Origin of the sequence: Exercitatus varius (assembly GCF_029577735.1) — a bacterium.
Lineage (GTDB): Bacteria > Pseudomonadota > Gammaproteobacteria > Enterobacterales > Pasteurellaceae > Exercitatus > Exercitatus varius.
Map to the genome: position 1 here is coordinate 11,986 of NZ_JARQTO010000007.1, position 25,689 is coordinate 37,674.

The window sequence follows — 25,689 nt, forward strand, 5'->3', positions numbered from 1 at the left end:
AAAAGTAATAAAAAGTAAACCGCACTTTTTTAGTCTGAATATCAGTTTTGTTCATTTTGTGAACAGCTTTAAATCAGGGATCTAAAAATTTCCGATAATATACCGCTAAATAGTAAGGATTTAAACCTTAAAATTTTTAATAGCTCAAATAAATATTTGTACGATCAAACACTTATTAAAATTTGATCCAGATCACATTTTTGCGGAATAAAAGCCGTTATGATTTATCGCGTCAACAATCTGACCTAACGCAAAAATTGAGGATTAATTATGAAAAACGTACGTGTTGAAGTGGATTTATTGGGTGAACGCGAAGTATCAAATGACGTATATTGGGGAATTCACACCTTAAGAGCGGTGGAAAATTTTAACATTTCCGATCATTGCATCTCCGACGTGCCTGAATTCGTGCGCGGAATGGTCATGGTGAAAAAAGCCACCGCGCTGGCGAACGGCGAATTGGGCGCTATTCCGAAAAAAGTCTCCAAAGCTATTGTACAGGCTTGCGATGAAATCCTGGTAAACGGACGTTGTATGGATCAATTCCCGTCCGATGTGTACCAGGGCGGCGCCGGTACATCCGTGAATATGAATACCAACGAAGTGGTGGCGAATTTAGCCTTAGAAATTCTAGGTCATCAAAAAGGCGAATATAACATCGTCAATCCGATGGATCACGTGAACGCCAGCCAATCTACCAACGACGCTTACCCGACCGGTTTCCGCATTGCAGTGTATAACAGTATTATGAAACTGGTTGAAAAAATCGAGTATTTACAACAAGGTTTTGACAATAAAGCGACGGAATTCGCCAATGTACTGAAAATGGGCCGTACTCAGCTGCAAGACGCCGTGCCGATGACCGTCGGACAAGAATTCAAAGCTTTCGCGATTTTACTTGAAGAAGAAGTGAAAAATCTGAAACGTACGGCGGAATTATTGCTTGAAGTGAATTTAGGGGCGACGGCAATCGGTACCGGTCTGAATACGCCGGAAGGTTATCGCGAATTGGCGGTGAAATATTTGTCCGAAGTCACCGGGTTGCCTTGCGTCAGTTCCGAAAACCTGATTGAAGCCACTTCCGACTGCGGTTCTTATGTAATGGTGCACGGTGCGCTGAAACGAAGTGCGGTCAAAATTTCGAAAGTTTGTAACGACTTACGTTTGCTTTCGTCCGGTCCGCGTGCGGGGTTGAATGAAATTAATCTGCCTGAATTGCAAGCGGGTTCTTCCATCATGCCGGCTAAAGTAAATCCGGTGGTGCCTGAAGTGGTCAATCAAGTGTGCTTCAAAGTGATCGGTAACGACACTACCGTCACCTTTGCTGCGGAAGCCGGTCAGCTACAATTAAACGTTATGGAACCGGTAATCGGCCAAGCTATGTTCGAATCTATCGAGATTCTTGCCAACGCTTGCGTAAACTTGCGCGATAAATGTATCGACGGCATCACGGTAAACAAAGAAATCTGTGAAAATTACGTGTTTAACTCTATCGGTATCGTGACTTATCTGAATCCGTTTATCGGTCACCATAACGGGGATATCGTGGGTAAAATCTGTGCTCAAACCGGTCGCAGCGTACGCGATGTGGTATTGGAAAAAGGCTTACTGACCGAAGCGCAGCTAGACGATATTTTATCCGTTGAAAATCTGATGAAACCGACTTACAAAGCCGCGCGTTTTACCGATGAAGACTAATTCGCAGTGAAAACTCATTCACAGGAAAAATAGTTATGCAATTGAAAAAATTAACGTTAGCGACCTTATTGGCATTATCGGCATTTTCCGCTTCTGCCGCGGAGTTGCCTAATCTGACGGTACTTGCCACCGGCGGCACTATCGCCGGCAGCGGTGAAAGCGAAGTGAGTTCCGCCTATCAAGCCGGGCAGTTGAATATCGATACCTTATTGAACGCGGTACCGGAAATTAAAACGCTGGCAAATGTAAAAGGCGAACAGGTAGTGAAAATCGGTTCGCAGGACATGACCGATGACGTCTGGTTGAAACTGGCGCGTACCATTAACAGTCAATGTGGCTCGACGGACGGTTTTGTGGTGACGCACGGTACGGATACCATGGAAGAAACCGCTTATTTCCTCGATATGACGGTGAAATGCGAAAAACCGGTGGTGATGGTGGGGGCAATGCGCCCGGCAACTGAAAAGAGTGCGGACGGTCCGTTGAATCTTTATAACGCGGTTGTCGTTGCGAAAGATAAAAAATCCGCAGGACGCGGAGTGTTGGTGGCGATGAACGACGAAGTACTCGGCGCCCGCGATGTGACCAAAACCAGCACGACGGCGGTACAGACTTTCCATTCGCCGAATTTCGGTACTTTAGGTTATGTACATAACAGCAAAGTGGATTACGAACGTTCGCCTGAAAGCAAACATACCGTTGATACGCCGTTTAATGTGGATAATCTGGAAAAATTGCCGAAAGTGGGCATTATTTACGCTTATTCCAATATGCCTGTAGAACCGCTGAAAGCCTTGCTTGATGCGGGTTACGAAGGCATTGTGGTAGCCGGCGTGGGTAACGGCAATATGAATAAAGCGAATCTGGATCTGTTGGCGGAAGCGGCTAAAAAAGGCGTGACGGTGGTGCGTTCGTCCCGCGTACCGACGGGTTATACCACTCGCGATGCCGAAGTGGACGACAGCCAGTACGGCTTTATCGCTTCCGGTACGCTGAATCCGCCAAAAGCGCGCGTATTGTTGCAGTTAGCCTTAACCAAAACCAAAGATGCGGCGAAAATCCAGCAATATTTTGAGGATTTCTAAATTTGTCGAAAAAGCATTGCGTTTTTATTCGCTGTCCTTAGAAGAATTGCCTCCGACCGTTGGCAAAGTTAACGTTTAAAAAAACGATGCGTTTTTTGACCGCACTTGAATCAAAAACACCCGACAATTACAATGTCGGGTGTTTTTTTATAGGAATGGTTATGAAGAAAATTAAAATTCTGTTTGTCTGTCTGGGCAATATTTGCCGTTCGCCCATGGCGGAATTTATGATGCGGCACAAAGTGGAAAAAGCGGGCTTAAGTGATGTTATCGAAACGGACAGTGCGGGCACTTCCGGCTGGCATGACGGTAGCGATATGCATTGCGACACGGCGGATATGCTGGATTTACATAAAATAGACAGCGCCGGTTTTGTAAGCCGCAAAGTGAAATTGGCGGATCGTAATAATTTCGACTATATCGTGGCGATGGATCAGCAGAATCTGCGAGATTTGCAAACGCTGTTCGGCGGAAAATCCGATAAATTGTTCGTCATTGCCGAGTTAGTGCCCGATCTGCAATACGACCATATTCCCGATCCTTGGTATACCCGTAATTTTCAGGAAACCTATCAGTTGCTGGATGTTTGTTGCGATGCCTTGCTGGAAAAAATCCGGCGTGAGCATAAACTTTAAAAATGCCGGGCGGATCACATTTTTTACGATGAAAATCGGGTAACATAAAAGCCTATCCTAGAGATATTCTCTTTTCTTCTTTGACTTATCAGACAGGAGTACAGCTTATGTTTCCGGAATTCCGCGATTTGATTACCAAATTAAAAACCGAAGATGCGCATTTTGCCCGTCTGTTTGAAAAGCACAACGAGCTTGATCACAAAATCAAAAATATTGAAGATCATATTGAAATAGGTACGCCGAGCGAAGTGGAAATGCTCAAAAAGGAAAAACTGAAACTGAAAGACGCCATGTATGCCATTTTAAAAAGAGCCGCATAAATACGGTCGAAAGGTTGCATTCGGGGGCGTATAAGCTAGAATGAGCGAACTTTATTCAAACAGGTTGTTTTTATGTTAGATATTGTTTTATACGAACCCGAAATTCCGCAAAATACCGGCAATATTATCCGCTTGTGCGCCAACACCGGTTTTCGCCTACATTTAATCGAACCTCTCGGTTTTACCTGGGATGACAAGCGTTTGCGTCGTTCCGGGCTGGATTACCATGAATTTGCCGAAATCAAACGGCATAAAACATTCGAACAGTTTTTAGCCGACGAAAAACCGAAACGTTTATTTGCTCTGACCACCAAAGGCGGGCCGGCTCACAGTGAAGTGCGGTTCGAATTGGGCGACTTTTTGATGTTTGGCCCCGAAACCCGCGGTATTCCGATGTCAATTTTAGACAATATGCCGATGGAACGAAAAATCCGCATTCCTATGACGGCAAACAGCCGTAGTATGAATCTGTCCAATTCCGTTGCGGTTACGATATACGAAGCCTGGCGTCAACTCGGTTTTCAGGGCGCCGTGAATTTAAATTTTCAACAACCTGGCGACAAAATCGACCCTTAAGCAAGAATGAAGCGGTCGATTTTGTCTACTATGTCAAAATGTCCGGTGAACTGGCGACTTTCCCCCGAGACTTCGTTTTTCATCGATTGAGTTTAAGTTTTAGCGATTAGATCGACCGAATGAGACATTATTAATCCGCTTTAACGCTCAGAATATCAATTAATAACGAATGATTGCCGAATCCGCCCGATTTCGTCATAACATTGAGACCTTTATAAGGCCCGTTCGTGACGGTACATAGCGGCACCCCGGGAACAATCGCATATGAAACTTTCATTTCGGAAATATTCATTTTATCTAGTAATGTTGCGGCGCCGTCACCTCCAAATAAAATAAGCGAATCAAATTTTTCGGTATTTAATGCGTGCAATCCCAAATTTGCCAGATATTCTGCTATTTTTCGCGCAATTTCGTTAATAGAACCGTCGATGTTGTTAACGACTTTAGCCGGATTCGCACGAATAATGACATTTTCGCGGCTGGAATGAATTAATGCGTTAAACTGTTGCAGCAAGGCTTCACTGGATATTTGGTGGTTAATCAGTTGTGACGGCGACGGATTAAACACAACGGATTTACCGCCGATACCGGAAATATATTGATCCACCTGGTTTTGGCTCGTTTCATGAATGGATGTGACCAAGATTAACGACCGACCTAAATTGATTTTTGTTTTTTCCGCTAATTTATGCCCGGATAATTTCAGTTTTTGCGCAAGACCGGCGGAACCGACGGGGATAATTCCGTTTCCTAACCGGTTAATCGCCTTGGCGATGGTTGTCAGATCTTCTTCCGTTTTTGCGTCGATCACAATTTGTTTGTGCGTAATCGAGAGAATTTTTTCAATAAGTTCGTTTTCCGGCGTACAGGCAAGACAAATCGCTTCGGGTAATAGATCCTGCATCGATGAAGATTTGACCGGGCATATGGCATCTTTCCCTGATGCCGTTTCGTTTACCGGCGTACCATTAACATATAGATGTCCGTTTTCGATGGTTCTTCCCATTGTCGGATAGGCCGGACATATCACGGCTTTGGTATCCGGGTATAAGGTTTCCCAAGCGGCTAAAGCCCCTTTAATTTGATAATTTACGGAGCCCCGCATAGTGGAATCGATTTTAAGGTAAAGTTGATTCATTCCTTTTTCGATTCCCTTCAAAATTGCCATTTTAGTTTTATTTTCGGCTGCCGTACCGATGGGTCTTGAGTCTGTGGACACGGAAAATATTTCGGCGCAGGAAACATCCGTCGATTCGAGAGAACGCACATTGGTTTCCAATAGCGTATTAAATCCTGCCTCGGCGAACATTACGCCCGTATCGTTAGCACCGGTTAAATCATCGGCAACCACAAGCAGTTTGTCATTTTTCATATCCATTTCCCTCATTTGTTGATTGTTCTAAACCGCCTTGACGTTTTAACACCCAGGCGGCAAAGAGCGGCGCTAAAATCGCAGAAACGAGTACGGCCGCTGCAATTTGAGCCGTAGCGGTTTGTACGAACGGTGCAAAGCTAGGATCAGCCTGCGCGACAATTTCCGGAGTAATAATTGCATTGCCCGCCGTCGTTCCCGCGGCGAAACCGATACCCGACTGATTTCCGCGTTTCAGGATTGTTTTATAGCCGACAAATACAAGAAAACCGGTCAATAGCGATGCCGCAATTCCCAAGATAATGCCGGTTAATCCGCCGGTTACGATCGCATGCAGATTAATCCCGGTTCCGAGCGCAAAAGCGAAGAAAGGGATAACAATGCTGCCGGTCGGTTTCATTAAATTCGTCCATTTCGGATCTAAATTTCCTATTACCATGCCGATCAACAGCGGGATAACCGCGGCAAGCATTAAGGATAAAGGAATATCCGCAAGCCCGGACGCGCCTAAAAAGAGCAAAACAAAGAACGGACCGTCGTTCACCGCCGAGGCGATATAAGCGCCCTGATCCCGATAATCGCCGTATTTACCCGTGAACGCCAGCCAAATCCCGCCGTTGGAATTTGAAACGACGGTGAGCATTGCGAGTAGCGAAATACCGATAATTCCGTCGTTTCCGATAAAAAAGCCTAAAGCCGTGACCACCGCTGCGGGAATAATGGTTTTAAACAGCAAAATGACGCCGGTGTGAGCCAAAACCGGCCCCGAACTTTTAAGCGTAATTTGCATACCCGTAGCAAATATGAGCAATGCGATTAAAGGGCCGGCGGAAGATTTGAAAAGTGCGGTCGTAAATGAACCTAATCCTAAAAAACCGGGACAAAAGGTGCCGACTAAAGAACCGATAATAAGCGGAATAACCATTGCTCCGCCGGGGATTTTGTTCATTCCGTCGTATAACGGAATAATCGATTTTTCCGTTTGATTGGTTGTAGTCATGGAATTATCCTCTTAGCCGTTTAAATATTTGCCGCTTTAGCGTCGAGATATAAAGTTCTCGTCATGCTGCGATTATCGGCGACCGTAACCGAATGTGCCGACTGATAAATTCGTTCGTTTTCTCATGCTTTTTTCATTACCCGGAATAGTTATACCTATTTTGATTGAAAATACTCATAAACTGTTATCTTTGCGAGTTTCTGCGGTTTTCATAAAAATATTGATTAATTACGTGAAAGTATAGCTTTAAATGATCATGTAAACTGTGAGCGAGATCACAAAATTGATTTACTTTAATCAAAAGGCTTTAAATAAATCATTTTGGATTGAAGAATAGATTGAGAGGTCATTGATATACAACGGAGATTCATTTCCCACTGAATAATGCGTTTAAGAAATCAAAGGTAAACCGTCGTGCAAAACAAAAAAGCAGCGATAAACGCTGCTTTTCGGGAAGTCTAAAAAAACTTGTTAAAAATCGACCGCACTTTTGAGTTTTTTTAACGCATTATTTTCGAGTTGGCGGACGCGTTCGGCGGAAATGTTGTATTTCGCCGCTAAATCGTGGAGCGTTGCCTTGTTTTCATCCAACCAACGGGTTTTGATGATATCCTGACTGCGTTCGTCCAAGGTTTCCATGGCGGCGGCCAACTGCTCCGCCGCTTGGGTTTCGAAGTTTTCGTTTTCCAATTCGGCGGCAAAGTTTGAGCTTTTGTCTTCCAGATACATAGACGGCGCGAAGGCTTCTTCTTCGGATTCATCGGTCGGTAAATCAAAACCTACGTCGGCACCGCTCATGCGGCTTTCCATTTCGATTACGTCTTCTTTGGATACGCCGAGTTCGTTTGCCACTAAATCCACTTCGTTGTCGCTGAACCAGCCTAAACGTTGTTTGGTTTTGCGCAAATTAAAGAAGAGTTTGCGCTGCGCTTTAGTGGTCGCCACTTTGACGATACGCCAGTTTTTCAAAACGTATTCGTGGATTTCGGCTTTAATCCAATGCACGGCGAATGACACCAAACGCACGCCCATTTCCGGATTAAAACGACGCACGGCTTTCATCAGTCCGATATTACCTTCCTGAATCAAATCCGCTTGCGGTAAGCCGTATCCGGCGTAGCCGCGCGCCACATGAATGACAAAACGAAGATGCGACAGGATCAACGCTTTTGCCGCGTCCAAATCGTCCTGATAGTATAGGCGCTCTGCATAGTCTTTTTCCTGTTCCGCAGTCAACATCGGGTATTCGTTGGCGGCGCGGATGTAACCTTCAAGGTTACCTTGCGGGACTAACATCATTTGAGCTTCTTTATTCATTATCTTCCTTCTTAATTTCGGATGAATGGTTTCATCTAGTTATAACACAAAAAATCGCAAGCACCAATTTTTGCTTTCGATTTTATGTTAAATAAGACCGCGCAACAGGTGAAAAAGTTCAGGCGGATGAGCATATTTTTTACACACTTAAAAACGTTTCAACCTGTTATTTCAAAAGGGGGTGTAAGAGATAACGGTGATTTTCCGCGATAACCCGCATAAGCAGATCGACGTTCGGATGCTTGCCGGGATGCGCTTTAGCATCCGCAGTATGCTCTGCGAACAGTTCTAGGCCTTTTTCGGCGGAAGTGCGGTCAAGTTTTCCGTTAAATTTTTGCGCGAGCGCATAATAAACCCGCAACGAACCGAATTTTCCGGGCGCCGCCGGAATGTGGCGAACCACTGTTTCACCGTTTAAGATATTCAAACCGGTAAGATGATCGACGGTTGGTAAAGTTTCTAAAATGGCACTGAAATTCATTTATTTTTTCCTATTCAGCTGATGGTATTTTCCGCGTTAACTTCGCCTTTTTCGCCGATAAAACGCACTTCGGGTACCAAATAAACGTCAAATTTTGCCGCCACTGCCTGACGAATGTGATGAGCCAGTTCGACCACATCGGAACCGGTCGCATTGCCTTTGTTAACCAGCACTAACGCCTGTTTTTCGTGGACGGCCGCGCCGCCTAACTGATAACCTTTCAGACGGCATTGGTCAATAAGCCAGCCCGCTGCCAGCTTGACGAAGCCGTCACTTTGCGGGTAACAAGGCATTGTCGGGTATTCCGCCCGTAACGTTTGATATTGTTCTTCCGTCACAATCGGATTTTTAAAGAAACTGCCGGCGTTGCCGATTTGTTGCGGATCCGGCAGTTTGGCGCGACGAATGGCGCAAACTTCGTCAAAAACTCGTTTGGCGCTGACCGCACTTGGATCGAGTTCGTTTAATGTGCCGTATTTCAGTACCGGTTTCCAGTTTTTGGTTAATTTTAAGCCGACGGCAACGACGATGAAATCACCGCCGTATCGGTGTTTGAAAACGCTGTCGCGATAGCCGAAGCGGCATTCCGCGTTGGTTAAACGGAAGGTTTTGTTTTGCGCGAGATCCAAAACTTCCACATAATCGCAGACATCTTTAAATTCCACGCCGTAAGCACCAATATTTTGCACCGGTGCCGAGCCTGCGCAGCCCGGAATTAAGGCAAGATTTTCCAGACCGAAAATGCCTTGTTCTAATGACCATTCCACCAGATGATGCCAGTTTTCACCGCCGTTAACGTGTAAATAGTGAAAATTTTCGTCTTCTTTGTGTTCAATACCTGACAGACGATTGACCAAAACCGTGCCGCGGAAATCTTTCAAAAACAACACGTTACTGCCTTGTCCCAGCAGCAATACGGGTTGACCGGCATCTTGCGCATTCCGCCAGGCGGCGTGAAATTGCGATAATTCCGTGATTTCGACGATATTTTCGGCGTTCGCCGCGATACCGAAAGTATTAAATGAAAGAAGGCTTTTCATAGTATTTCTCATTGAGGAAAAAGAAAATCTTAGTCTAACGATAGTTGTTCGTGAACGCAAATCATAAGAAAAAAAGACCGCACTTTTGCGGTCTTACCCTGATTTAGTGGACGTAATTGACAATGACCAGGAATATTTTCAGCAATGTAGCGTTCAGTAAATCGATGAAGAACGCCCCCACCATCGGCACGATTAAGAACGCTTTATGGGACGGACCGAAATGCGATGTGACAGCCTGCATATTAGCGACCGCCGTCGGCGTGGCGCCCAGTCCGAAGCCGCAGTGACCGGCGCTCAACACCACCGCATCGTAATCTTTGCCCATGGCGCGGTAGGTAACAAAAACGGCGTATAAAATCATCACGACAACCTGTGCCAGTAACACAACCAGTACCGGCAATGCCAAGCCCGCCAGTTCCCATAATTTTAATGACATCAGCGCAATGGCGAGGAAAATGGATAAACCCACCGTACCGAGCACGTCCACCGCTTCATCCGCCACTTTAAATTTGAAAATATGAGCCAGACTATTGCGGATAATTACCCCGGTAAACAAACACCAAACGAAAGTCGGCAATTGGAATGCGGTGCCTTTCGCCGCCATATCCAAATGTTGCCCTACGAATAGACAAATAGACATCATGGTAATGGTTTCGATGATGGTGCGCGTATTGACTTTACGGCGATAAACCGGTTTTTCGAAAGCTTCTTCCACATCATCCACGTTTTCGTCTTCCGCCACTTCGTCTTTATGCATACGTTTTAACAGGAATTTTGCCACCGGGCCGCCGATAACCCCGCCGAACACCAAACCGAAAGTCGCACATGCCATGGCAATTTCCATGGCGCTGGAAATACCGAACTGCTTGGTTAAGGTATCCGCCCAAGCGGCGCCGGTTCCGTGTCCGCCGGTTAAGGTTACCGAACCGGCGATTAAGCCGTAAGCGGGATCCAGTCCTAATGCCATGGAACCGAAGATTCCCACCGTGTTTTGGACGCAAATTAATCCCGCCGCAACCGCCAGAAACACGATTAACGGCTTGCCGCCCTTAACTAAGCGGGAAAAATTCGCACTTAACCCGATGGAGCTGAAAAAAACAAGCATCATGGTGGTTTGCAGATCTTTATCGAATCCGAAGCTCAGCCCCCATATTTCATGCACCACGGTTAATAGGATGGCGACGATAAAGCCTCCCACAACAGGCTCCGGAATATTGAATTCGTTTAAAACGCGAATACGTTTGACCAAAAAATAACCCAGCAATAAAACCAAACAGGCAAGCGCCACGGTTTCATAAGTATCAAATATCATATACATCCTTTTTGGTTATCTAATAAAAAATAAGCGTTCAATCTAACAGAAAAAACGGTTGCGTGCCAGTAGCAGCCACCGGTTATTCGTTTTTTAATTTGTTTGACTGAATATTTATTCATGAAATATTGACACTATATCCGGCATTTGATAGTCTCCGCTGTATCTAAATACATATTTGAGCCGGGCGGAGTAATCGAATGAAACAATTGGATATTAAATTCGTTAAAGAACGGAACAGCCAACAAGCGGCGCGACAGGCGGCGGTTATGGCGCAGCTGGAAAGCTGCTTGCCGGAGCGTATCAACGAATCTTTTGCCGACGTAAACGTTCGGATTCGCTTTTCCGGCAGCGCCGGCATAGACGTGACGGGCTTTAAAGATAAAGAAGAGCGGGAACGTTTTATGCGGTTTTTGGAAGAGCTCTGGACGGACGATAGCTTGCTGGATACGGCGTGACATCAAAAGTGCGGGCAAAAAAACGAAAGAATTTTTGCCCGCACTTGAATGTTCCGCCGCCGCGATTTTGCGTTATTCTGCGCTTTTGCTTTCTTCAGTTATCCGTTGACGGAAACGCATGGCCGCAAAATGATAGAACGGTTTCGGCATAATCTGGCGCGAAACGAAAGACGCAATTAAACCGCCGATTAAGGACCACACCAGAACCGGCTGGCTGCCCGTCATTTCCATTACGATTACGGCGGCGGTAAGCGGCGACTGCGTAGCGCCGGCTAAAAAGCCGACCATACACAGCAAAACCAGCAGGCGGGGATCGATTAATCCTTGTGTGAAGGCCGAAATATGCGCGCCGATGCCGGCGCCGATGGTGAGAGACGGCGTGAAAATCCCGCCTGCAATGCCCGTCCAGTAAGTGGCGACGGTGGCGAATAATTTGGCTATGCCGACGGATTCGGGTTCAATGGCTTCTCCCGCCAACGCGTTGGCCACCACGTGATAACCCGTGCCGTAAGTTTGTCCGTTGGTATAAGTGCCGAGCGCAGCAAGAACGATGCCTAAAAAGAGTGCGACGATAATCGGATGACGGCGAATCCAACCGCGCAGCAATGTCGGAGATACGCCCGCCACGCCTTTCGCCAGCAAGCGGGCGAAGATGCCGCCGAAAACGCCGCATACGACTCCGCATAACAACACCCATAACAGCATATTGTTCACCAGTGTCGCCCCCTGATATTGCGGAAAGTAAGGGCTATTCCCTTCGATGACGACTAAAATCACCCCGGCGGCAAATACGCCGAACAATACGCGGCGTTCCCAGCGCAACAAAATACCGCGGCCCAATTCTTCCAGCGCGAAAATCACCCCGGCCAGCGGCGCGTTAAAAGCCGCCGCCAAACCGCCGCCCGCGCCCGCCGCCATTAATTCGTTGGCATTAAGACCGGTGAACGCCATGCCGTAGCGACGGCATAAATTTCCCCACGCCAGCATTACCGCCGCTCCCACTTGAACGGAAGGCCCCTCGCGCCCTACGGAGGCGCCGATAAGCATGGCTAAAAAGGTAAGCGGAATTTTCCACAGGGTTTGCCAAAATGCGATGAGCCGGCTTTTTTGCGGCCCGTGTTGCAGACTGAGTGACGCGATAACCTGCGGAATGCCGCTACCCGCAACATAAGGCGTATAACGCGGCGTAAACCAGGCAAGCGCCGCCATGCCGAGCGGCAAGACAAACCAAACGGCGACGGGATAACGGCTTGCCCATTGCGCATTCCATTGCAATCCCAAATCGGCCAGCTTGGCGAACCCTAACGAAAACAGCGCGACCAGAGCGGCGCCGATCAGCAAACAGCTCAATTCGATGGTTTTGTAGGAAATTCGGTGCGTCTGACGTAATTTTTTGTGCAGAACATAACGGAATCGGGCCCGAATGGAAGAATGATGTTGCATAGTTTCGGCTGAAGTGAAAACGAATAGGCAAATTATACCGGGAAAGGTAAAAGTGCGGTAAAAAAACTTCGCATTTTTTTTACCGCACTTTTTATGTCCGTTCTTTTTTGCAACGGATTTTTATGAAAAACGAAGCGAAGCGTCATCCATTCGAAGGATAAAAAACAAACGCGATAATAATGTATAGAAGTATCGTTTTTCCGATGAGTTGCGTACGACATTTACCCATAAATTGCGGTTATTTGAAGGTAAATCGATGTTGCCGCCGAATGAAACGATAGAGGCGCCGGATTCGTTAGTTGGACAGATGAAAGTCCGGCGTCGTGAGAAATTGGTGCAATCCTGTTTGATTCTAACCGTCACGGAAATTTATCAACAACTTCAAGTGGAAAGTCCGTGGTAAAAAGTGCGGTCGAATTCCAAAAGGTTTTTTGTAGAAAAGGCTTGCATTTAGCGGATAACTCAGTATAATTTGCGAGCTTTCAGGATGAAAGTCGTTTAATGTAATCATTTATTAAACGTAAGATTACGCTAAGTAATCTATAACAATGTTCCCGATTGGGGAGCTAAATAGGTCTGCTGCACTTCCCTTTATTTAGATGTTAAAGGTGATGGTGTCAGTTTTTTTATAGCTAAATTTTATTGGAGCTCTGGTCTAATGCAGAACCAAAGAATCCGTATCCGCTTAAAAGCTTTTGATCATCGCTTGATCGATCAATCCACTGCGGAGATCGTAGAAACAGCTAAACGTACTGGTGCACAAGTTCGTGGTCCAATTCCTTTACCAACTCGTAAAGAACGTTTCACTGTATTGATTTCGCCACACGTGAACAAAGACGCGCGTGACCAATATGAAATTCGTACTCACAAACGTTTAGTTGATATCGTTGAGCCAACAGAAAAAACTGTTGATGCATTAATGCGTTTAGATTTGGCTGCCGGCGTTGACGTGCAGATCAGCCTAGGTTAATTAAGAGGTTATTACAATGATTGGTTTAGTCGGTCGTAAAGTTGGTATGACCCGCGTTTTCACTGAAGACGGCGTGTCAATTCCAGTTACCGTTATCGAAATCGAAGCCAACCGCGTAACTCAAGTTAAAACTCTTGAAAACGATGGCTATACTGCAGTTCAGGTTACAACTGGCTCTAAAAAAGCGAGTCGCGTAACTAAGCCTGAAGCTGGTCATTTCGTGAAAGCAGGTGTTGAAGCTGGTCGCGGTTTATGGGAATTTCGTACCGAAGGTGAAGAATTCACTTTAGGTCAAGAAATTAATGTTGACATCTTCGCGGATGTTAAAAAAGTTGATGTTACCGGTACGTCTAAAGGTAAAGGTTTCCAAGGCGGTGTTAAACGTTGGAACTTCCGTACCCAGGATGCAACTCATGGTAACTCTTTATCACATCGTGTACTTGGTTCTATTGGTCAAAACCAAACTCCGGGTCGTGTGTTTAAAGGTAAAAAAATGGCAGGACACTTAGGTAATGAACGTGTAACCGTTCAATCACTTGAAGTTGTTCGTGTTGATGCTGAGCGTAAATTATTATTAGTGAAAGGTGCCGTTCCGGGCGCAACTAATAGTGATGTTATCGTGAAACCGGCAGTTAAAGCGTAAGTCTGGGAGATAGAGATGGAATTACAAGTTGTAGGTGCAAACGCACTCACTGTTTCTGAAACTACCTTCGGACGTGAGTTTAACGAAGCGTTAATCCATCAAGTGGTTGTTGCATATGCGGCAGGTGCTCGTCAAGGTTCGCGCGCTCAAAAAACTCGTGCTGAAGTGTCTGGTTCAGGTAAAAAACCTTGGCGTCAAAAAGGTACGGGCCGTGCGCGTTCCGGTGATATCAAATCACCAATCTGGCGTTCGGGTGGTGTTACTTTTGCTGCGAAACCGCAAGATCACAGTCAAAAAGTAAACAAAAAAATGTACCGTGGTGCAATTAAGAGCATTCTTTCCGAATTAGTTCGTCAAGATCGTTTGGTCGTGGTGGAAAAATTCGAAATTGACGCACCAAAAACTAAAGTATTAGCACAAAAATTAAAAGATATGGCGTTAAACGACGCTCTTATCATCACTGCAAGCTTAGATGAGAATTTATTCTTAGCGGCACGTAACTTGTATAAAGTTGATGTACGTGATGTGCAAGGTATCGATCCTGTAAGCTTAATCGCTTTCGATAAAGTGGTCGTTACTGTCGATGCAGTGAAACAAATTGAGGAGATGTTAGCGTGATTCAACAAGAACGTTTGCTAAAAGTGCTTAAAGCACCACATATCTCTGAAAAAGCAACTAACAACGCAGAGACTTCAAATACTATCGTATTCAAAGTTGCATTAGATGCAAATAAAGTTGACATTGCTAACGCAGTTGAACAACTTTTTGAAGTGAAAGTAGATTCGGTTCGCACAGTTGTTGTTAAAGGTAAAACCAAACGCCGCGGTAATAATATGGGTCGCCGCAGTGACTGGAAAAAAGCTTATGTTACTCTTCAAGAAGGTCAATCACTTGACTTCGCTGAAGGTGCGGCAGAGTAATAACGGAGGAATAAATAATTATGGCTATCGTTAAATGTAAGCCGACCTCCGCTGGTCGTCGTCACGTTGTTAAAATCGTGAACCCTGAATTACACAAGGGCAAACCTTACGCACCGTTGCTAGATACTAAATCTAAAACCGGCGGTCGTAATAATTTAGGACGTATCACTACCCGTCATATCGGTGGTGGACATAAACAACATTATCGTTTAATCGATTTCAAACGTAACAAGTTAGATATCCCAGCGGTTGTTGAGCGTCTTGAATATGATCCAAATCGTTCTGCAAATATTGCTTTAGTGCTTTATAAAGACGGCGAACGTCGTTATATCTTAGCACCTAAAGGCCTGTCTGTGGGCGATGAAATCCAAGCCGGTGTAAATGCGCCGATTAAAGTTGGTAATTCGTTGCCAATGCGTAGCATTCCGGTTGGTTCAACCGTGCATAACGTTGAGTTAAAACCTGGTAAGGGCGGTCAAATCGCTCGTTCTGCCGGTGCGTATGTACAAATCATTGCTCGTGAAGGTAACTATGTAACCTTACGTTTACGTTCAGGCGAAATGCGTAGAGTATTGGCCGAATGCGTTGCAACGGTTGGTGAAGTTGGTAACTCCGAACATATGCTTCGCGTACTGGGTAAAGCCGGTGCAAGTCGCTGGAGAGGTATTCGTCCTACTGTTCGCGGTACGGCAATGAACCCGGTAGATCACCCGCACGGTGGTGGTGAAGGTCGTAACTTTGGTAAACACCCGGTAACTCCTTGGGGCGTTCAAACCAAAGGTAAGAAAACTCGTCACAACAAACGTACCGATAAATATATCGTACGTCGTCGTGGCAAATAATTTAAATTGAATTAAGAGGATAAGCCATGCCACGTTCTCTCAAGAAAGGTCCTTTCCTTGACCTACACTTGTTGAAGAAGGTAGAGAAGGCGGTGGAAAGCGGGGATAAAAAACCAATTAAAACTTGGTCCCGTCGTTCAATGATCATTCCATCAATGATTGGTTTGACCATCGCAGTCCATAATGGTCGTCAGCACGTTCCTGTTTATGTTTCTGATGAAATGATCGGTCATAAATTAGGTGAATTTGCACCGACTCGTACATACCGCGGTCACGCTGCGGATAAGAAAGCTAAGAAGTAAGAGGTAAATAGATGGAAACTATCGCAAAACATCGTTACGCTCGCACTTCAGCGCAAAAAGCTCGCTTAGTTGCGGATTTAATCCGTGGTAAAAAAGTTGCGGCAGCATTGGAGATCTTAACTTACACTAATAAAAAAGCGGCAGCTTTAGTGAAAAAAGTTTTAGAATCCGCTATTGCAAATGCAGAGCATAATGACGGTGCAGATATCGATGATCTTAAAGTCGCTAAGATTTTCGTTGATGAAGGTCCTAGCATGAAACGTGTAATGCCACGTGCTAAAGGTCGTGCAGATCGTATTTTAAAACGTACAAGCCACATCACTGTGGTTGTGTCGGATCGTTAATCGTAGAGGAATAACAAATGGGTCAAAAAGTCCATCCACATGGTATTCGCCTTGGTATTGTTAAACCTTGGAACTCTACTTGGTTTGCGAATACACAAGACTTCGCCGATAATCTTGACGGCGATTTCAAAGTACGTAAATTCTTGAATAAAGAATTAGTGAATGCTTCGGTTTCACGTATCACTATTGAACGTCCGGCTAAAAGCATTCGTGTTACAATTCACACAGCTCGCCCGGGTATCGTTATCGGTAAGAAAGGTGAAGATGTTGAGAAATTGCGCAACGCAGTAGCGGAAATCGCTGGCGTGCCGGCACAAATCAATATCGCTGAAGTGAAAAAACCTGAACTGGATGCAAAATTAGTTGCTGACAGCATCGCTTCACAATTAGAACGCCGCGTTATGTTCCGTCGTGCAATGAAACGTGCGGTACAAAACGCAATGCGCTTGGGTGCCAAAGGTATCAAAGTTGAAGTAAGCGGTCGTTTAGGTGGTGCAGAGATTGCACGTTCCGAATGGTATCGTGAAGGCCGCGTGCCATTACATACATTACGTGCGGACATCGATTATAACACTGCGGAAGCACATACGACATACGGCGTAATCGGCGTTAAAGTATGGATCTTCAAAGGTGAAATCCTCGGTGGAATGGCTGCAATTGCACAACAACCAGAACAACAACCGGCTGCGCCTAAAAAGGCACCACGCGGCAAAGGTCGTAAGTAAGGAGAACTGCTAAATGTTGCAACCAAAACGTACAAAATTCCGTAAGGTCCACAAAGGACGTAACCGCGGTATCGCCGGCGGTACAGAAGTCAGCTTCGGTACATTCGGTTTAAAAGCGGTTGGTCGTGGTCGTTTAACAGCTCGTCAAATCGAAGCGGCTCGTCGTGCGATGACGCGTGCGGTTAAACGTCAGGGTAAAATCTGGATTCGTGTATTCCCGGATAAACCGATTACCGAAAAACCATTAGAAGTTCGTATGGGTAAAGGTAAAGGTAACGTGGAATATTGGGTAGCGCTTATCCAACCAGGTAAAGTTCTTTATGAAATGGACGGAGTTTCAGAAGAAATCGCACGCAGTGCATTTGCATTAGCGGCGGCGAAACTTCCGATTAAAACAACGTTCGTAACTAAGACGGTGATGTAATGAAAGCTCAAGAACTACGTAACAAAAATGTTGAAGAGCTGAATGCTGAGTTAGCAAACCTGTTAGGTGAGCAATTCAAATTGCGTATGCAAGCAGCCACCGGTCAGCTTCAACAAACCCACCAGTTAAAACAAGTGCGTCGTAACATTGCACGAGTGAAAACTGTATTAAATCAAAAGGCGGGTGAGTAATGACTGATAAAATTCGTACTGTTCAAGGTCGTGTAATCAGCGACAAAATGGATAAATCTTTCACAATCGCAATCGAGCGCAAAGTGAAACACCCGCTTTTGGGTAAATTTATCCGTCGTACAACGAAATTACACGTTCACGATGAGAACAACGAAGCAAGATTAGGTGATACGGTCGAAATCAGAGAATGTCGTCCGGTATCGAAAACTAAATCTTGGACTTTAGTTCGTGTAGTAGAAAAAGCAACCGTTGCTTAATCTTTACACTTAAAACTTGAAAGCCTGGCAGAAATGTCCGGGCTTTTTTATGCTAAAGTGCGGGCAAAATTTGATGAATTTTTTGACCGCACTTTTTCGCTATTTTGAGCGCCTATTAAATTTGTTTAATCTTTAAAATCGTGTTGATCTCATTGGCTTAATCTGATAAACTCCGCGAACTGCTTGCATTGGGTAAGTAGTCCCGAAAGGGTGTTTTATTTAATTAACGGAGCACTAATATGATCCAAGAACAGACTATGCTGGATGTTGCTGATAACTCAGGCGCTCGCAGTGTAATGTGTATCAAGGTTCTAGGTGGATCGCACCGTCGTTACGCTGCTATTGGCGATATCATCAAAATTACCGTAAAAGAAGCGATTCCACGCGGTAAAGTGAAAAAAGGTGATGTGCTAAAAGCGGTTGTTGTGCGCACCAAGAAGGGTGTTCGTCGCCCAGATGGCTCAGTTATTCGTTTCGATGGCAATGCTTGTGTGATTTTAAACAATAACACTGAGCAACCTATCGGTACTCGTATTTTTGGACCTGTGACTCGTGAACTTCGTTCTGAGAAATTCATGAAGATCATCTCTTTGGCTCCAGAAGTACTATAAGGAGAACGTAATGGCTGCTAAAATCCGTCAAAATGACGAAGTAATCGTACTTGCTGGTAAAGACAAAGGCAAGCGCGGCAAGGTAACTCAAGTGTTACCAAATGGTAAAGTGATTGTTGAAGGTGTAAGAATCATCACTAAACATGAAAAACCTGTACCTGCTTTAGGTAAAGAAGGCGGTTTAGTGAAGAAAGAAGCTCCGATTGATGCGTCAAACGTAGCGATTTTCAACCCGAAAACAAATAAAGCTGACCGTGTAGGTTTTAGATTCGAAGACGGCAAAAAAGTCCGTTTCTTCAAATCTAACAATGAAATTATTTAACAAACTGGAGTAATGCGATGGCGAAACTGCATGATTACTACAGAGATCAAGTAGTTAATGAATTGAAAACTAAATTCAACTACGCATCTGTCATGCAAGTCCCACGAATCGAAAAGATTACCCTGAATATGGGTGTGGGTGAAGCATTGACCGATAAAAAACTTTTAGATAACGCGGTAGCGGATCTAACGGCGATTAGCGGTCAAAAACCTTTAATTACTAAAGCTCGCAAATCTGTTGCAGGCTTTAAAATCCGTCAGGGATATCCAATCGGTTGTAAAGTAACACTACGCGGTGAGCGTATGTGGGAGTTCTTAGAACGTTTAATTACAATTGCTGTTCCACGTATCCGTGACTTCCGCGGTTTAAGTGCGAAGTCTTTTGACGGTCGTGGTAACTATAGCATGGGTGTGCGTGAGCAAATCATCTTCCCTGAAATCGACTATGATAAAGTTGATCGTGTACGCGGTTTAGATATTACTATTACCACTACGGCGAAGAATGATGAAGAAGGTCAAGCACTACTCGCTGCCTTTAATTTCCCATTCCGTAAATAAGGCAGGTTACAATGGCTAAACAATCAATGAAAGCACGCGATGTAAAACGCGTTAAATTGGCTGAAAAATTCTATGCTAAACGTATGGAATTGAAGAAAATCATTTCTGACGCTAATTCATCAGATGAAGATCGTTGGGATGCGGTATTAAAGTTACAATCTTTACCGCGTGATGCAAGCCCAAGCCGTCAACGTAACCGTTGTCGCCAAACCGGACGTCCTCACGGCGTTCTTCGTAAGTTTGGTTTAAGCCGTATCAAGGTTCGCGAAGCAGCAATGCGTGGCGAAATCCCAGGTCTTAAAAAAGCAAGTTGGTAATTTACCACTTTATTTTGGAATCGGAGAATAAAATACAATGAGTATGCAAGATCCAATCGCAGATATGTTGACCCGCATTCGTAACGGGCAGGCTGCGAATAAAGTTGCGATCAGTATGCCTTCTTCCAAGCTAAAAGTGGCTATTGCCAACGTATTAGCTGCTGAAGGTTATATCGAAAGCGTTAAAGTTTTAGAAGGTGTAAAACCTGAATTGGAAATTACTTTAAAATATTTCCAAGGTAAACCGGTTGTAGAAAGCATCCAACGCGTAAGTCGTCCTGGTCTTCGTATTTACAAACGTAAAGACGAATTACCAAAAGTTATGGGCGGATTAGGTGTTGCCGTAGTTTCTACATCTAAAGGTGTGATGACTGACCGTGCTGCTCGCCAAGCGGGTTTAGGCGGCGAAATCATCTGTTATGTAGCTTAATAGAGAGGTAGGAAAATGTCTCGTGTTGCTAAGGCACCTGTTAATATTCCTGCCGGTGTTCAAGTTTCTTTGAACGGTCAGCTATTAACAGTAAAAGGTAAGAATAGTGAGTTATCTCGTACTATTCATAATTCAGTCGAAGTTAAAGAAAACAACAGTGCATTAACATTTGCTCCGCGCGAAGGTTTCGCTGGTGCAGATGCACAAGCAGGTACAGCTCGCGCATTGGTTAATGCAATGGTTATTGGTGTTACTGAAGGCTTTACTAAAAAATTACAACTGGTAGGTGTAGGTTACAGAGCACAAGTGAAAGGTAATACTGTTAGCTTGAGTTTAGGTTTCTCTCATCCCGTTGAGCACACTTTACCAGCAGGTATTACTGCAGAATGTCCATCTCAAACAGAAATTGTATTGAAAGGTGCTGACAAACAATTAATTGGTCAAGTGGCTGCAGATATTCGCGCATACCGTAAACCAGAGCCTTATAAAGGTAAAGGCGTTCGTTATGCTGACGAAGTTGTACGTACTAAAGAAGCTAAGAAAAAATAATTTAAGGTAACACTATGGATAAGAAATCAGCTCGTATCCGTCGTGCAGCTCGTGCTCGTCATATGATGAGAGAGCAAGGTGTGACTCGTTTAGTAGTTCACCGCACTCCGCGTCATATTTACGCACAAGTGATTGCACCGAACGGTTCAGAAGTGCTTGCCGCTGCTTCAACAGTAGAAAAAGCGATTAGTGCGCAAGTTAAATATACCGGTAATAAAGATGCCGCCGCAGTAGTTGGTAAAACAGTTGCTGAACGTGCGTTAGCGAAAGGCGTTAAAGCCGTCGCATTCGATCGTTCCGGGTTTAAATATCATGGTCGTGTCCAGTCTTTGGCGGACGCTGCTCGTGAAGCTGGTCTACAGTTCTAATAGAGGATATTGAGATGTCAAACATCGAAAAACAAGCTGGTGAACTGCAAGAGAAGCTAATCGCGGTAAACCGTGTATCAAAAACTGTGAAAGGTGGTCGTATCATGAGTTTCACTGCTTTGACAGTAGTGGGCGATGGTAATGGTCGCGTCGGTTTTGGTTATGGTAAAGCTCGCGAAGTTCCGGCAGCAATCCAAAAAGCAATGGAAAAAGCACGTCGCAATATGATTAACGTGGCTTTAAATGATGGTACATTACAGCACCCGGTTAAAGGTGTTCATACTGGTTCTCGCGTATTTATGCAACCGGCTAGTGAGGGTACAGGTATCATCGCGGGCGGTGCAATGCGTGCAGTATTAGAAGTTGCGGGCGTTCGTAATGTGCTTTCTAAAGCATACGGTTCAACTAACCCAATTAACGTTGTTCGTGCAACTATTGATGCACTTGCAAATATGAAGTCACCAGAAATGGTTGCTGCTAAACGCGGTAAAACCGTTGATGAAATTTTGGGGTAATTGATAATGGCTAAAACTATTAAAGTAACACAAGTTCGTAGTTCAATCGCTCGTTTACCTAAGCATAAAGCTACGTTGCGTGGTCTTGGTCTTCGCCATATGCACCATACCGTTGAGTTAATTGATACTCCGGCAGTACGCGGTATGATTAACCAAGTTTCATACATGGTTAAAGTGGAGGAGTAAGAGAATGCGTTTAAATACTCTATCTCCGGCTGAAGGAGCAAAGCATAGCGCTAAGCGTCTTGGTCGTGGTATTGGTTCCGGTTTGGGTAAAACCGGCGGTCGTGGTCATAAAGGTCAAAAATCCCGTACCGGCGGTAAAGTTCGCCGTGGTTTTGAGGGTGGTCAAATGCCTTTATACCGTCGTTTACCGAAATTTGGTTTTACTTCGAAAATTGCTGCGGTAACTGCAGAAATTCGTTTAAATGACTTAGCTAAAGTTGAAGGTAATGTCGTCACTTTAGAAGCGTTGAAATCTGCGAATGTAGTTACTAAAGATATTCAATTCGCTAAAGTGATTTTAGCAGGTGAAATCAATACTGCGGTAACTGTCCGCGGTTTACGCGTAACTCAAGGTGCTAAAGCAGCTATTGAAGCTGCTGGCGGTTCAGTTGAGGAATAATTAATAAATGGCTAAAAAACCAGGTTATCAAAATAGAAGTACCCAAAGCGGTAGTAATGAACTAAAAGGTCGTTTGCTTTTCGTATTAGGTGCATTGATCGTTTTCCGTATTGGTTCTTTCATCCCGGTTCCTGGTATTGATGCAGCCGTATTAGCCCAATTGATTGAGCAGCAAAAAGGCACCATCATTGACATGTTTAATATGTTTTCTGGTGGTGCTTTAAGTCGAGCATCTATTTTTGCATTGGGAATCATGCCGTATATTTCGGCATCGATTATTATCCAGCTCTTGGCAACAGTCTCTCCTACATTGGGTGAATTGCGTAAAGAAGGTGAGAGCGGACGTCGCAAAATTAGTAAATATACTCGTTATGCGACTTTAGGTCTTGCTACTTTGCAGGCAATCGGGATTTCAACAGGTTTACCTAATATGCTTCCTGGGTTAGTTCCTAACTTAGGATTCGGTTTTTACTTCACTGCTGTGGTTAGCTTAGTCACAGGCACCATGTTTTTAATGTGGTTAGGTGAACAAATTACCGAACGTGGCATTGGTAACGGAATTTCCCTAATCATCTTTGCTGGTATTGTGGCTGGATTGCCATCTGCTATTGGTCAAACAATTGAGCAGGCGCGTCAAGGGCAAATGCATCCTCTGGTTCTTTTGTTAATTGCTGCGGTTGTTTTTGCGGTGACTTATTTTGTTGTCTTCGTGGAGCGGGGACAAAGACGTATTAAAGTTGAATATGCTAAACGTCAGCAAGGTCGACAAATTTTAGGTGGGCATTCAACTCATTTACCATTAAAAGTGAATATGGCAAGTGTTATGCCGGCTATTTTCGCTTCAAGTATTATTTTGTTTCCAGCAACATTAGTGTCTTGGTTTGGTGAGAGTTCTAGCCTTGAATGGTTAACAAATCTTTCGATGATGTTACAACCGGGTCAACCTATTTATTTGATTGTTTATGCTATAGCAATCATGTTCTTCAGCTTTTTTTACTCTGCAATGCAATTTAATCCTCGTGATACAGCAGATAACTTAAAAAAATCTGGCGCATTTATACCCGGAATTAGACCAGGAGAACAAACTTCGCGTTATATCGATAAAATTATGACCCGTCTCATATTGATCGGCGGTCTGTATGTCGTTTTCGTGTGTTTGGTTCCGTACATTATGATGTCAGCATGGAATGTTCAATTCTACTTTGGTGGTACGTCTTTGTTGATCGTCGTAGTGGTTATTATGGATTTCATCGCTCAGATTCAAAGTCACTTGATGTCAAGTAAATATGAATCTGCGTTGAAAAAAGCAAACCTTAAAGGTTTTGGACAATAGTCCAGTTTGAATAAAAGGGATAAGCAATGAAAGTTCGTGCTTCCGTAAAAAGAATCTGTCGTAACTGTAAAATTGTTAAACGTGAAGGTGTTGTACGTGTTTTATGTACCGACCCTAAACATAAACAACGTCAAGGTTAATCGATAAATATCTTGCAAAGAACAAGTTGAGCAGTTATACTGCTCAGCTCATTTATGTCCTTGACATACTGTTTGAGTATCCTGAAACGGGCTTTTCAAGATCAGTATGTCAAATTAGTTAAAATATAGGAGTGCATAGTGGCCCGTATTGCAGGCATTAACATTCCTGATCATAAACATGCAGTAATTGCGTTAACAGCGATTTACGGTATTGGCAAAACTCGTTCACAAGCTATTTGTGCAGCGGCGGGTATTGCTGAAGATGTGAAGATCAGCGAATTGTCTGAAGAGCAGATTGATAAACTGCGTGACGAAGTTGGTAAATTTACCGTTGAAGGTGACTTACGTCGTGAAGTAACACTTAACATCAAACGTCTTTTAGACTTAGGTTGTTATCGTGGTTTACGCCATCGTCGTAGTTTACCGGTACGTGGTCAACGTACTAAAACTAATGCGCGTACCCGTAAGGGTCCTCGTAAGCCGATCAAAAAATAGTCGGGGTAAATATTAATGGCTAAAACACCAGTTCGTGCACGTAAACGTGTAAAAAAACAAGTTGTAGATGGCGTAGCGCATATTCACGCCTCTTTCAATAATACAATCGTGACTATTACTGACCGTCAAGGTAATGCTTTAGCTTGGGCTACAGCTGGCGGTTCGGGTTTCCGTGGTTCTCGTAAATCAACCCCATTTGCTGCGCAGGTTGCTGCAGAGCGTTGCGCTGAAATGGTTAAAGAATTTGGTTTAAAGAATTTGGAAGTTATGGTTAAGGGGCCGGGTCCGGGTCGTGAATCGACTATTCGAGCATTAAATGCAGCGGGTTTCCGCATTACGAATATTACAGATGTGACTCCGATTCCTCATAACGGTTGTCGTCCACCGAAAAAACGTCGTGTTTAATCGGACATTAGGATAATTGGAGAAAGAAAATGGCAAGATATTTGGGTCCAAAACTCAAGCTAAGCCGTCGTGAAGGCACAGATTTATTTCTTAAGTCTGGCGTGCGAGCTATCGATTCTAAATGTAAAATTGATACAGCACCCGGTCAACACGGTGCTCGTAAACCGCGTTTATCTGACTATGGTAGTCAGTTGCGTGAGAAACAAAAAGTTCGCCGTATCTATGGTATCTTAGAACGTCAATTCCGTAACTATTATAAAGAAGCGAACCGTTTGAAAGGTAATACTGGGGAAAATTTACTGGTATTGCTTGAAGGTCGTTTGGATAACGTAGTTTATCGTATGGGATTTGCCGCTACTCGTGCAGAAGCTCGCCAATTAGTGAGCCATAAAGCGATTATTGTAAATGGTCGCGTTGTAAATATCCCGTCTTTCCAAGTTTCAGTTGATGATGTGATTGCAATTCGTGAAAAATCGAAAAAACAAGCTCGTATCAAAGCATCATTGGAATTGGCAGAACAAAAAGAAAAACCGACTTGGTTAGAAGTTGATTCTGCTAAAATGGAAGGTGTATTCAAACGTGTTCCTGAACGTTCTGATTTATCAGCAGACATTAACGAACATCTCATCGTTGAGCTTTACTCTAAATAATAGTTAAAGCTTGAAAG

At 44.3% G+C, this 25,689-nt stretch carries 39 protein-coding genes and 1 pseudogene; 33 read left to right on the forward strand and 7 right to left on the reverse strand.

Annotated elements, in window-relative coordinates; all coding sequences use genetic code 11:
• Window positions 1-270 precede the first annotated feature (270 nt).
• The 5 genes from aspA to trmL all read left to right on the forward strand — a co-directional run bounded on the left by aspA (window position 271) and on the right by trmL (window position 4,314).
• On the forward strand, window positions 271-1,698 hold the full coding sequence (gene aspA, locus P7M01_RS06390) for an aspartate ammonia-lyase (RefSeq protein WP_202936690.1): 1,428 nt from the start codon (window positions 271-273) through the stop codon (window positions 1,696-1,698).
• A gap of 35 nt (window positions 1,699-1,733) precedes the next feature.
• On the forward strand, window positions 1,734-2,783 hold the full coding sequence (ansB, locus tag P7M01_RS06395) for an L-asparaginase 2 (RefSeq protein WP_317483546.1): 1,050 nt from the start codon (window positions 1,734-1,736) through the stop codon (window positions 2,781-2,783).
• A 161-nt stretch (window positions 2,784-2,944) separates the two neighbouring features.
• Entirely contained in the window at window positions 2,945-3,418 is a 474-nt protein-coding gene (locus tag P7M01_RS06400) for a low molecular weight protein-tyrosine-phosphatase (RefSeq protein WP_317483547.1), read from the forward strand.
• Window positions 3,419-3,525: 107 nt separating this feature from the next.
• Window positions 3,526-3,738 carry a YdcH family protein gene (locus P7M01_RS06405; RefSeq protein WP_202936693.1) on the forward strand — a complete coding sequence of 71 codons (213 nt, stop codon included), beginning with the start codon at window positions 3,526-3,528 and terminating at the stop codon, window positions 3,736-3,738.
• Window positions 3,739-3,810: 72 nt separating this feature from the next.
• Window positions 3,811-4,314: a tRNA (uridine(34)/cytosine(34)/5-carboxymethylaminomethyluridine(34)-2'-O)-methyltransferase TrmL gene (trmL, locus tag P7M01_RS06410; RefSeq protein ID WP_317475007.1), complete on the forward strand. Its 504-nt coding sequence runs from the start codon at window positions 3,811-3,813 to the stop codon at window positions 4,312-4,314.
• A gap of 130 nt (window positions 4,315-4,444) precedes the next feature.
• Here trmL and P7M01_RS06415 read toward each other — a convergent pair whose 3' ends face one another.
• The 6 genes from P7M01_RS06415 to gltS all read right to left on the reverse strand — a co-directional run bounded on the left by P7M01_RS06415 (window position 4,445) and on the right by gltS (window position 10,842).
• The gene (locus P7M01_RS06415; protein ID WP_202936695.1) at window positions 4,445-5,686 is read right to left on the reverse strand and encodes a four-carbon acid sugar kinase family protein; all 1,242 of its coding nucleotides are present in this window, start codon (window positions 5,684-5,686) and stop codon (window positions 4,445-4,447) included.
• Window positions 5,676-6,686, reverse strand: coding sequence for a 2-keto-3-deoxygluconate permease (locus P7M01_RS06420; RefSeq protein WP_238398842.1), 1,011 nt, complete (start codon window positions 6,684-6,686; stop codon window positions 5,676-5,678). Before P7M01_RS06420 ends, P7M01_RS06415 begins: the two co-directional genes overlap by 11 nt.
• Before the next feature lie 471 nt (window positions 6,687-7,157).
• Entirely contained in the window at window positions 7,158-8,003 is an 846-nt protein-coding gene (gene rpoH, locus P7M01_RS06425; RefSeq protein ID WP_317481486.1) for an RNA polymerase sigma factor RpoH, read from the reverse strand.
• Between the two features lie 166 nt (window positions 8,004-8,169).
• A complete protein-coding gene (locus P7M01_RS06430; RefSeq protein WP_317483548.1) occupies window positions 8,170-8,484 on the reverse strand; it encodes a DUF2322 family protein in 315 nt (104 codons plus the stop codon).
• Window positions 8,485-8,498: 14 nt separating this feature from the next.
• On the reverse strand, window positions 8,499-9,524 hold the full coding sequence (murB, locus tag P7M01_RS06435; RefSeq protein ID WP_317483549.1) for a UDP-N-acetylmuramate dehydrogenase: 1,026 nt from the start codon (window positions 9,522-9,524) through the stop codon (window positions 8,499-8,501).
• Between the two features lie 103 nt (window positions 9,525-9,627).
• On the reverse strand, window positions 9,628-10,842 hold the full coding sequence (gene gltS, locus P7M01_RS06440) for a sodium/glutamate symporter (RefSeq protein ID WP_317481488.1): 1,215 nt from the start codon (window positions 10,840-10,842) through the stop codon (window positions 9,628-9,630).
• A gap of 194 nt (window positions 10,843-11,036) precedes the next feature.
• Here gltS and P7M01_RS06445 point away from each other — a divergent pair, with 194 nt between their 5' ends.
• Window positions 11,037-11,294: a DinI-like family protein gene (locus P7M01_RS06445; protein ID WP_317481489.1), complete on the forward strand. Its 258-nt coding sequence runs from the start codon at window positions 11,037-11,039 to the stop codon at window positions 11,292-11,294.
• A gap of 72 nt (window positions 11,295-11,366) precedes the next feature.
• On the opposite strand, the gene P7M01_RS06450 is transcribed toward P7M01_RS06445, so the two are convergent.
• Window positions 11,367-12,737 (reverse strand): chloride channel protein, encoded by a 1,371-nt coding sequence (locus tag P7M01_RS06450; RefSeq protein ID WP_317483550.1) that lies wholly within the window; start codon window positions 12,735-12,737, stop codon window positions 11,367-11,369.
• Window positions 12,738-12,936: 199 nt separating this feature from the next.
• Between P7M01_RS06450 and P7M01_RS06455 the strand changes: the two are divergent.
• The 27 genes and pseudogenes from P7M01_RS06455 to rpsD all read left to right on the forward strand — a co-directional run.
• Window positions 12,937-13,140 (forward strand): annotated as a pseudogene (locus tag P7M01_RS06455) (MltR family transcriptional regulator); the annotation flags it as partial.
• A 255-nt stretch (window positions 13,141-13,395) separates the two neighbouring features.
• Window positions 13,396-13,707, forward strand: a complete 312-nt coding sequence (gene rpsJ, locus P7M01_RS06460; RefSeq protein ID WP_001181005.1) for a 30S ribosomal protein S10 — start codon at window positions 13,396-13,398, stop codon at window positions 13,705-13,707.
• Between the two features lie 16 nt (window positions 13,708-13,723).
• Complete coding sequence (rplC, locus tag P7M01_RS06465) at window positions 13,724-14,350, forward strand: 50S ribosomal protein L3 (RefSeq protein WP_202936705.1); 627 nt, start codon at window positions 13,724-13,726, stop codon at window positions 14,348-14,350.
• 15 nt (window positions 14,351-14,365) lie between these two features.
• Entirely contained in the window at window positions 14,366-14,968 is a 603-nt protein-coding gene (rplD, locus tag P7M01_RS06470) for a 50S ribosomal protein L4 (RefSeq protein ID WP_135708945.1), read from the forward strand.
• Complete coding sequence (gene rplW, locus P7M01_RS06475; protein ID WP_202937882.1) at window positions 14,968-15,270, forward strand: 50S ribosomal protein L23; 303 nt, start codon at window positions 14,968-14,970, stop codon at window positions 15,268-15,270. Before rplD ends, rplW begins: the two co-directional genes overlap by 1 nt.
• Window positions 15,271-15,290: 20 nt before the next feature.
• Entirely contained in the window at window positions 15,291-16,112 is an 822-nt protein-coding gene (rplB, locus tag P7M01_RS06480; protein WP_202936706.1) for a 50S ribosomal protein L2, read from the forward strand.
• Between the two features lie 26 nt (window positions 16,113-16,138).
• Window positions 16,139-16,414 carry a 30S ribosomal protein S19 gene (gene rpsS, locus P7M01_RS06485; RefSeq protein WP_005539416.1) on the forward strand — a complete coding sequence of 92 codons (276 nt, stop codon included), beginning with the start codon at window positions 16,139-16,141 and terminating at the stop codon, window positions 16,412-16,414.
• 11 nt (window positions 16,415-16,425) lie between these two features.
• The gene (rplV, locus tag P7M01_RS06490; RefSeq protein WP_012072223.1) at window positions 16,426-16,758 is read left to right on the forward strand and encodes a 50S ribosomal protein L22; all 333 of its coding nucleotides are present in this window, start codon (window positions 16,426-16,428) and stop codon (window positions 16,756-16,758) included.
• Between the two features lie 17 nt (window positions 16,759-16,775).
• Window positions 16,776-17,483 (forward strand): 30S ribosomal protein S3, encoded by a 708-nt coding sequence (gene rpsC, locus P7M01_RS06495; RefSeq protein ID WP_202936707.1) that lies wholly within the window; start codon window positions 16,776-16,778, stop codon window positions 17,481-17,483.
• 13 nt (window positions 17,484-17,496) lie between these two features.
• Window positions 17,497-17,907, forward strand: a complete 411-nt coding sequence (gene rplP / locus P7M01_RS06500; protein ID WP_115636989.1) for a 50S ribosomal protein L16 — start codon at window positions 17,497-17,499, stop codon at window positions 17,905-17,907.
• Window positions 17,907-18,098 carry a 50S ribosomal protein L29 gene (gene rpmC, locus P7M01_RS06505; protein ID WP_135708943.1) on the forward strand — a complete coding sequence of 64 codons (192 nt, stop codon included), beginning with the start codon at window positions 17,907-17,909 and terminating at the stop codon, window positions 18,096-18,098. The genes rplP and rpmC overlap by 1 nt, the downstream gene beginning before the upstream one ends.
• Window positions 18,098-18,355: a 30S ribosomal protein S17 gene (gene rpsQ, locus P7M01_RS06510; RefSeq protein ID WP_202936708.1), complete on the forward strand. Its 258-nt coding sequence runs from the start codon at window positions 18,098-18,100 to the stop codon at window positions 18,353-18,355. Before rpmC ends, rpsQ begins: the two co-directional genes overlap by 1 nt.
• A 239-nt stretch (window positions 18,356-18,594) precedes the next feature.
• Window positions 18,595-18,966, forward strand: a complete 372-nt coding sequence (gene rplN / locus P7M01_RS06515; RefSeq protein ID WP_005548786.1) for a 50S ribosomal protein L14 — start codon at window positions 18,595-18,597, stop codon at window positions 18,964-18,966.
• Between the two features lie 10 nt (window positions 18,967-18,976).
• Complete coding sequence (rplX, locus tag P7M01_RS06520) at window positions 18,977-19,288, forward strand: 50S ribosomal protein L24 (RefSeq protein WP_115636639.1); 312 nt, start codon at window positions 18,977-18,979, stop codon at window positions 19,286-19,288.
• Between the two features lie 17 nt (window positions 19,289-19,305).
• The gene (gene rplE / locus P7M01_RS06525; protein ID WP_202936709.1) at window positions 19,306-19,845 is read left to right on the forward strand and encodes a 50S ribosomal protein L5; all 540 of its coding nucleotides are present in this window, start codon (window positions 19,306-19,308) and stop codon (window positions 19,843-19,845) included.
• An 11-nt stretch (window positions 19,846-19,856) separates the two neighbouring features.
• Window positions 19,857-20,162 (forward strand): 30S ribosomal protein S14, encoded by a 306-nt coding sequence (gene rpsN, locus P7M01_RS06530; protein ID WP_012072230.1) that lies wholly within the window; start codon window positions 19,857-19,859, stop codon window positions 20,160-20,162.
• Window positions 20,163-20,199: 37 nt separating this feature from the next.
• On the forward strand, window positions 20,200-20,592 hold the full coding sequence (gene rpsH, locus P7M01_RS06535; RefSeq protein WP_018356925.1) for a 30S ribosomal protein S8: 393 nt from the start codon (window positions 20,200-20,202) through the stop codon (window positions 20,590-20,592).
• A 15-nt stretch (window positions 20,593-20,607) separates the two neighbouring features.
• Entirely contained in the window at window positions 20,608-21,141 is a 534-nt protein-coding gene (gene rplF / locus P7M01_RS06540; protein WP_317483551.1) for a 50S ribosomal protein L6, read from the forward strand.
• Between the two features lie 14 nt (window positions 21,142-21,155).
• Window positions 21,156-21,509, forward strand: a complete 354-nt coding sequence (gene rplR / locus P7M01_RS06545; RefSeq protein ID WP_317477776.1) for a 50S ribosomal protein L18 — start codon at window positions 21,156-21,158, stop codon at window positions 21,507-21,509.
• 14 nt (window positions 21,510-21,523) lie between these two features.
• Window positions 21,524-22,024: a 30S ribosomal protein S5 gene (rpsE, locus tag P7M01_RS06550; protein ID WP_202936712.1), complete on the forward strand. Its 501-nt coding sequence runs from the start codon at window positions 21,524-21,526 to the stop codon at window positions 22,022-22,024.
• A 6-nt stretch (window positions 22,025-22,030) separates the two neighbouring features.
• Window positions 22,031-22,210, forward strand: a complete 180-nt coding sequence (gene rpmD, locus P7M01_RS06555; protein ID WP_005543631.1) for a 50S ribosomal protein L30 — start codon at window positions 22,031-22,033, stop codon at window positions 22,208-22,210.
• Window positions 22,211-22,214: 4 nt separating this feature from the next.
• Window positions 22,215-22,649 carry a 50S ribosomal protein L15 gene (rplO, locus tag P7M01_RS06560; RefSeq protein WP_202936713.1) on the forward strand — a complete coding sequence of 145 codons (435 nt, stop codon included), beginning with the start codon at window positions 22,215-22,217 and terminating at the stop codon, window positions 22,647-22,649.
• A gap of 7 nt (window positions 22,650-22,656) precedes the next feature.
• The gene (gene secY, locus P7M01_RS06565; RefSeq protein ID WP_202936714.1) at window positions 22,657-23,982 is read left to right on the forward strand and encodes a preprotein translocase subunit SecY; all 1,326 of its coding nucleotides are present in this window, start codon (window positions 22,657-22,659) and stop codon (window positions 23,980-23,982) included.
• 26 nt (window positions 23,983-24,008) lie between these two features.
• Window positions 24,009-24,122, forward strand: a complete 114-nt coding sequence (gene rpmJ / locus P7M01_RS06570; RefSeq protein WP_012072236.1) for a 50S ribosomal protein L36 — start codon at window positions 24,009-24,011, stop codon at window positions 24,120-24,122.
• 138 nt (window positions 24,123-24,260) lie between these two features.
• Entirely contained in the window at window positions 24,261-24,617 is a 357-nt protein-coding gene (rpsM, locus tag P7M01_RS06575) for a 30S ribosomal protein S13 (protein WP_202936715.1), read from the forward strand.
• Window positions 24,618-24,632: 15 nt separating this feature from the next.
• Window positions 24,633-25,022, forward strand: a complete 390-nt coding sequence (rpsK, locus tag P7M01_RS06580) for a 30S ribosomal protein S11 (protein ID WP_012072238.1) — start codon at window positions 24,633-24,635, stop codon at window positions 25,020-25,022.
• Between the two features lie 29 nt (window positions 25,023-25,051).
• Window positions 25,052-25,672, forward strand: a complete 621-nt coding sequence (rpsD, locus tag P7M01_RS06585; protein WP_202936716.1) for a 30S ribosomal protein S4 — start codon at window positions 25,052-25,054, stop codon at window positions 25,670-25,672.
• Window positions 25,673-25,689 lie beyond the last annotated feature (17 nt).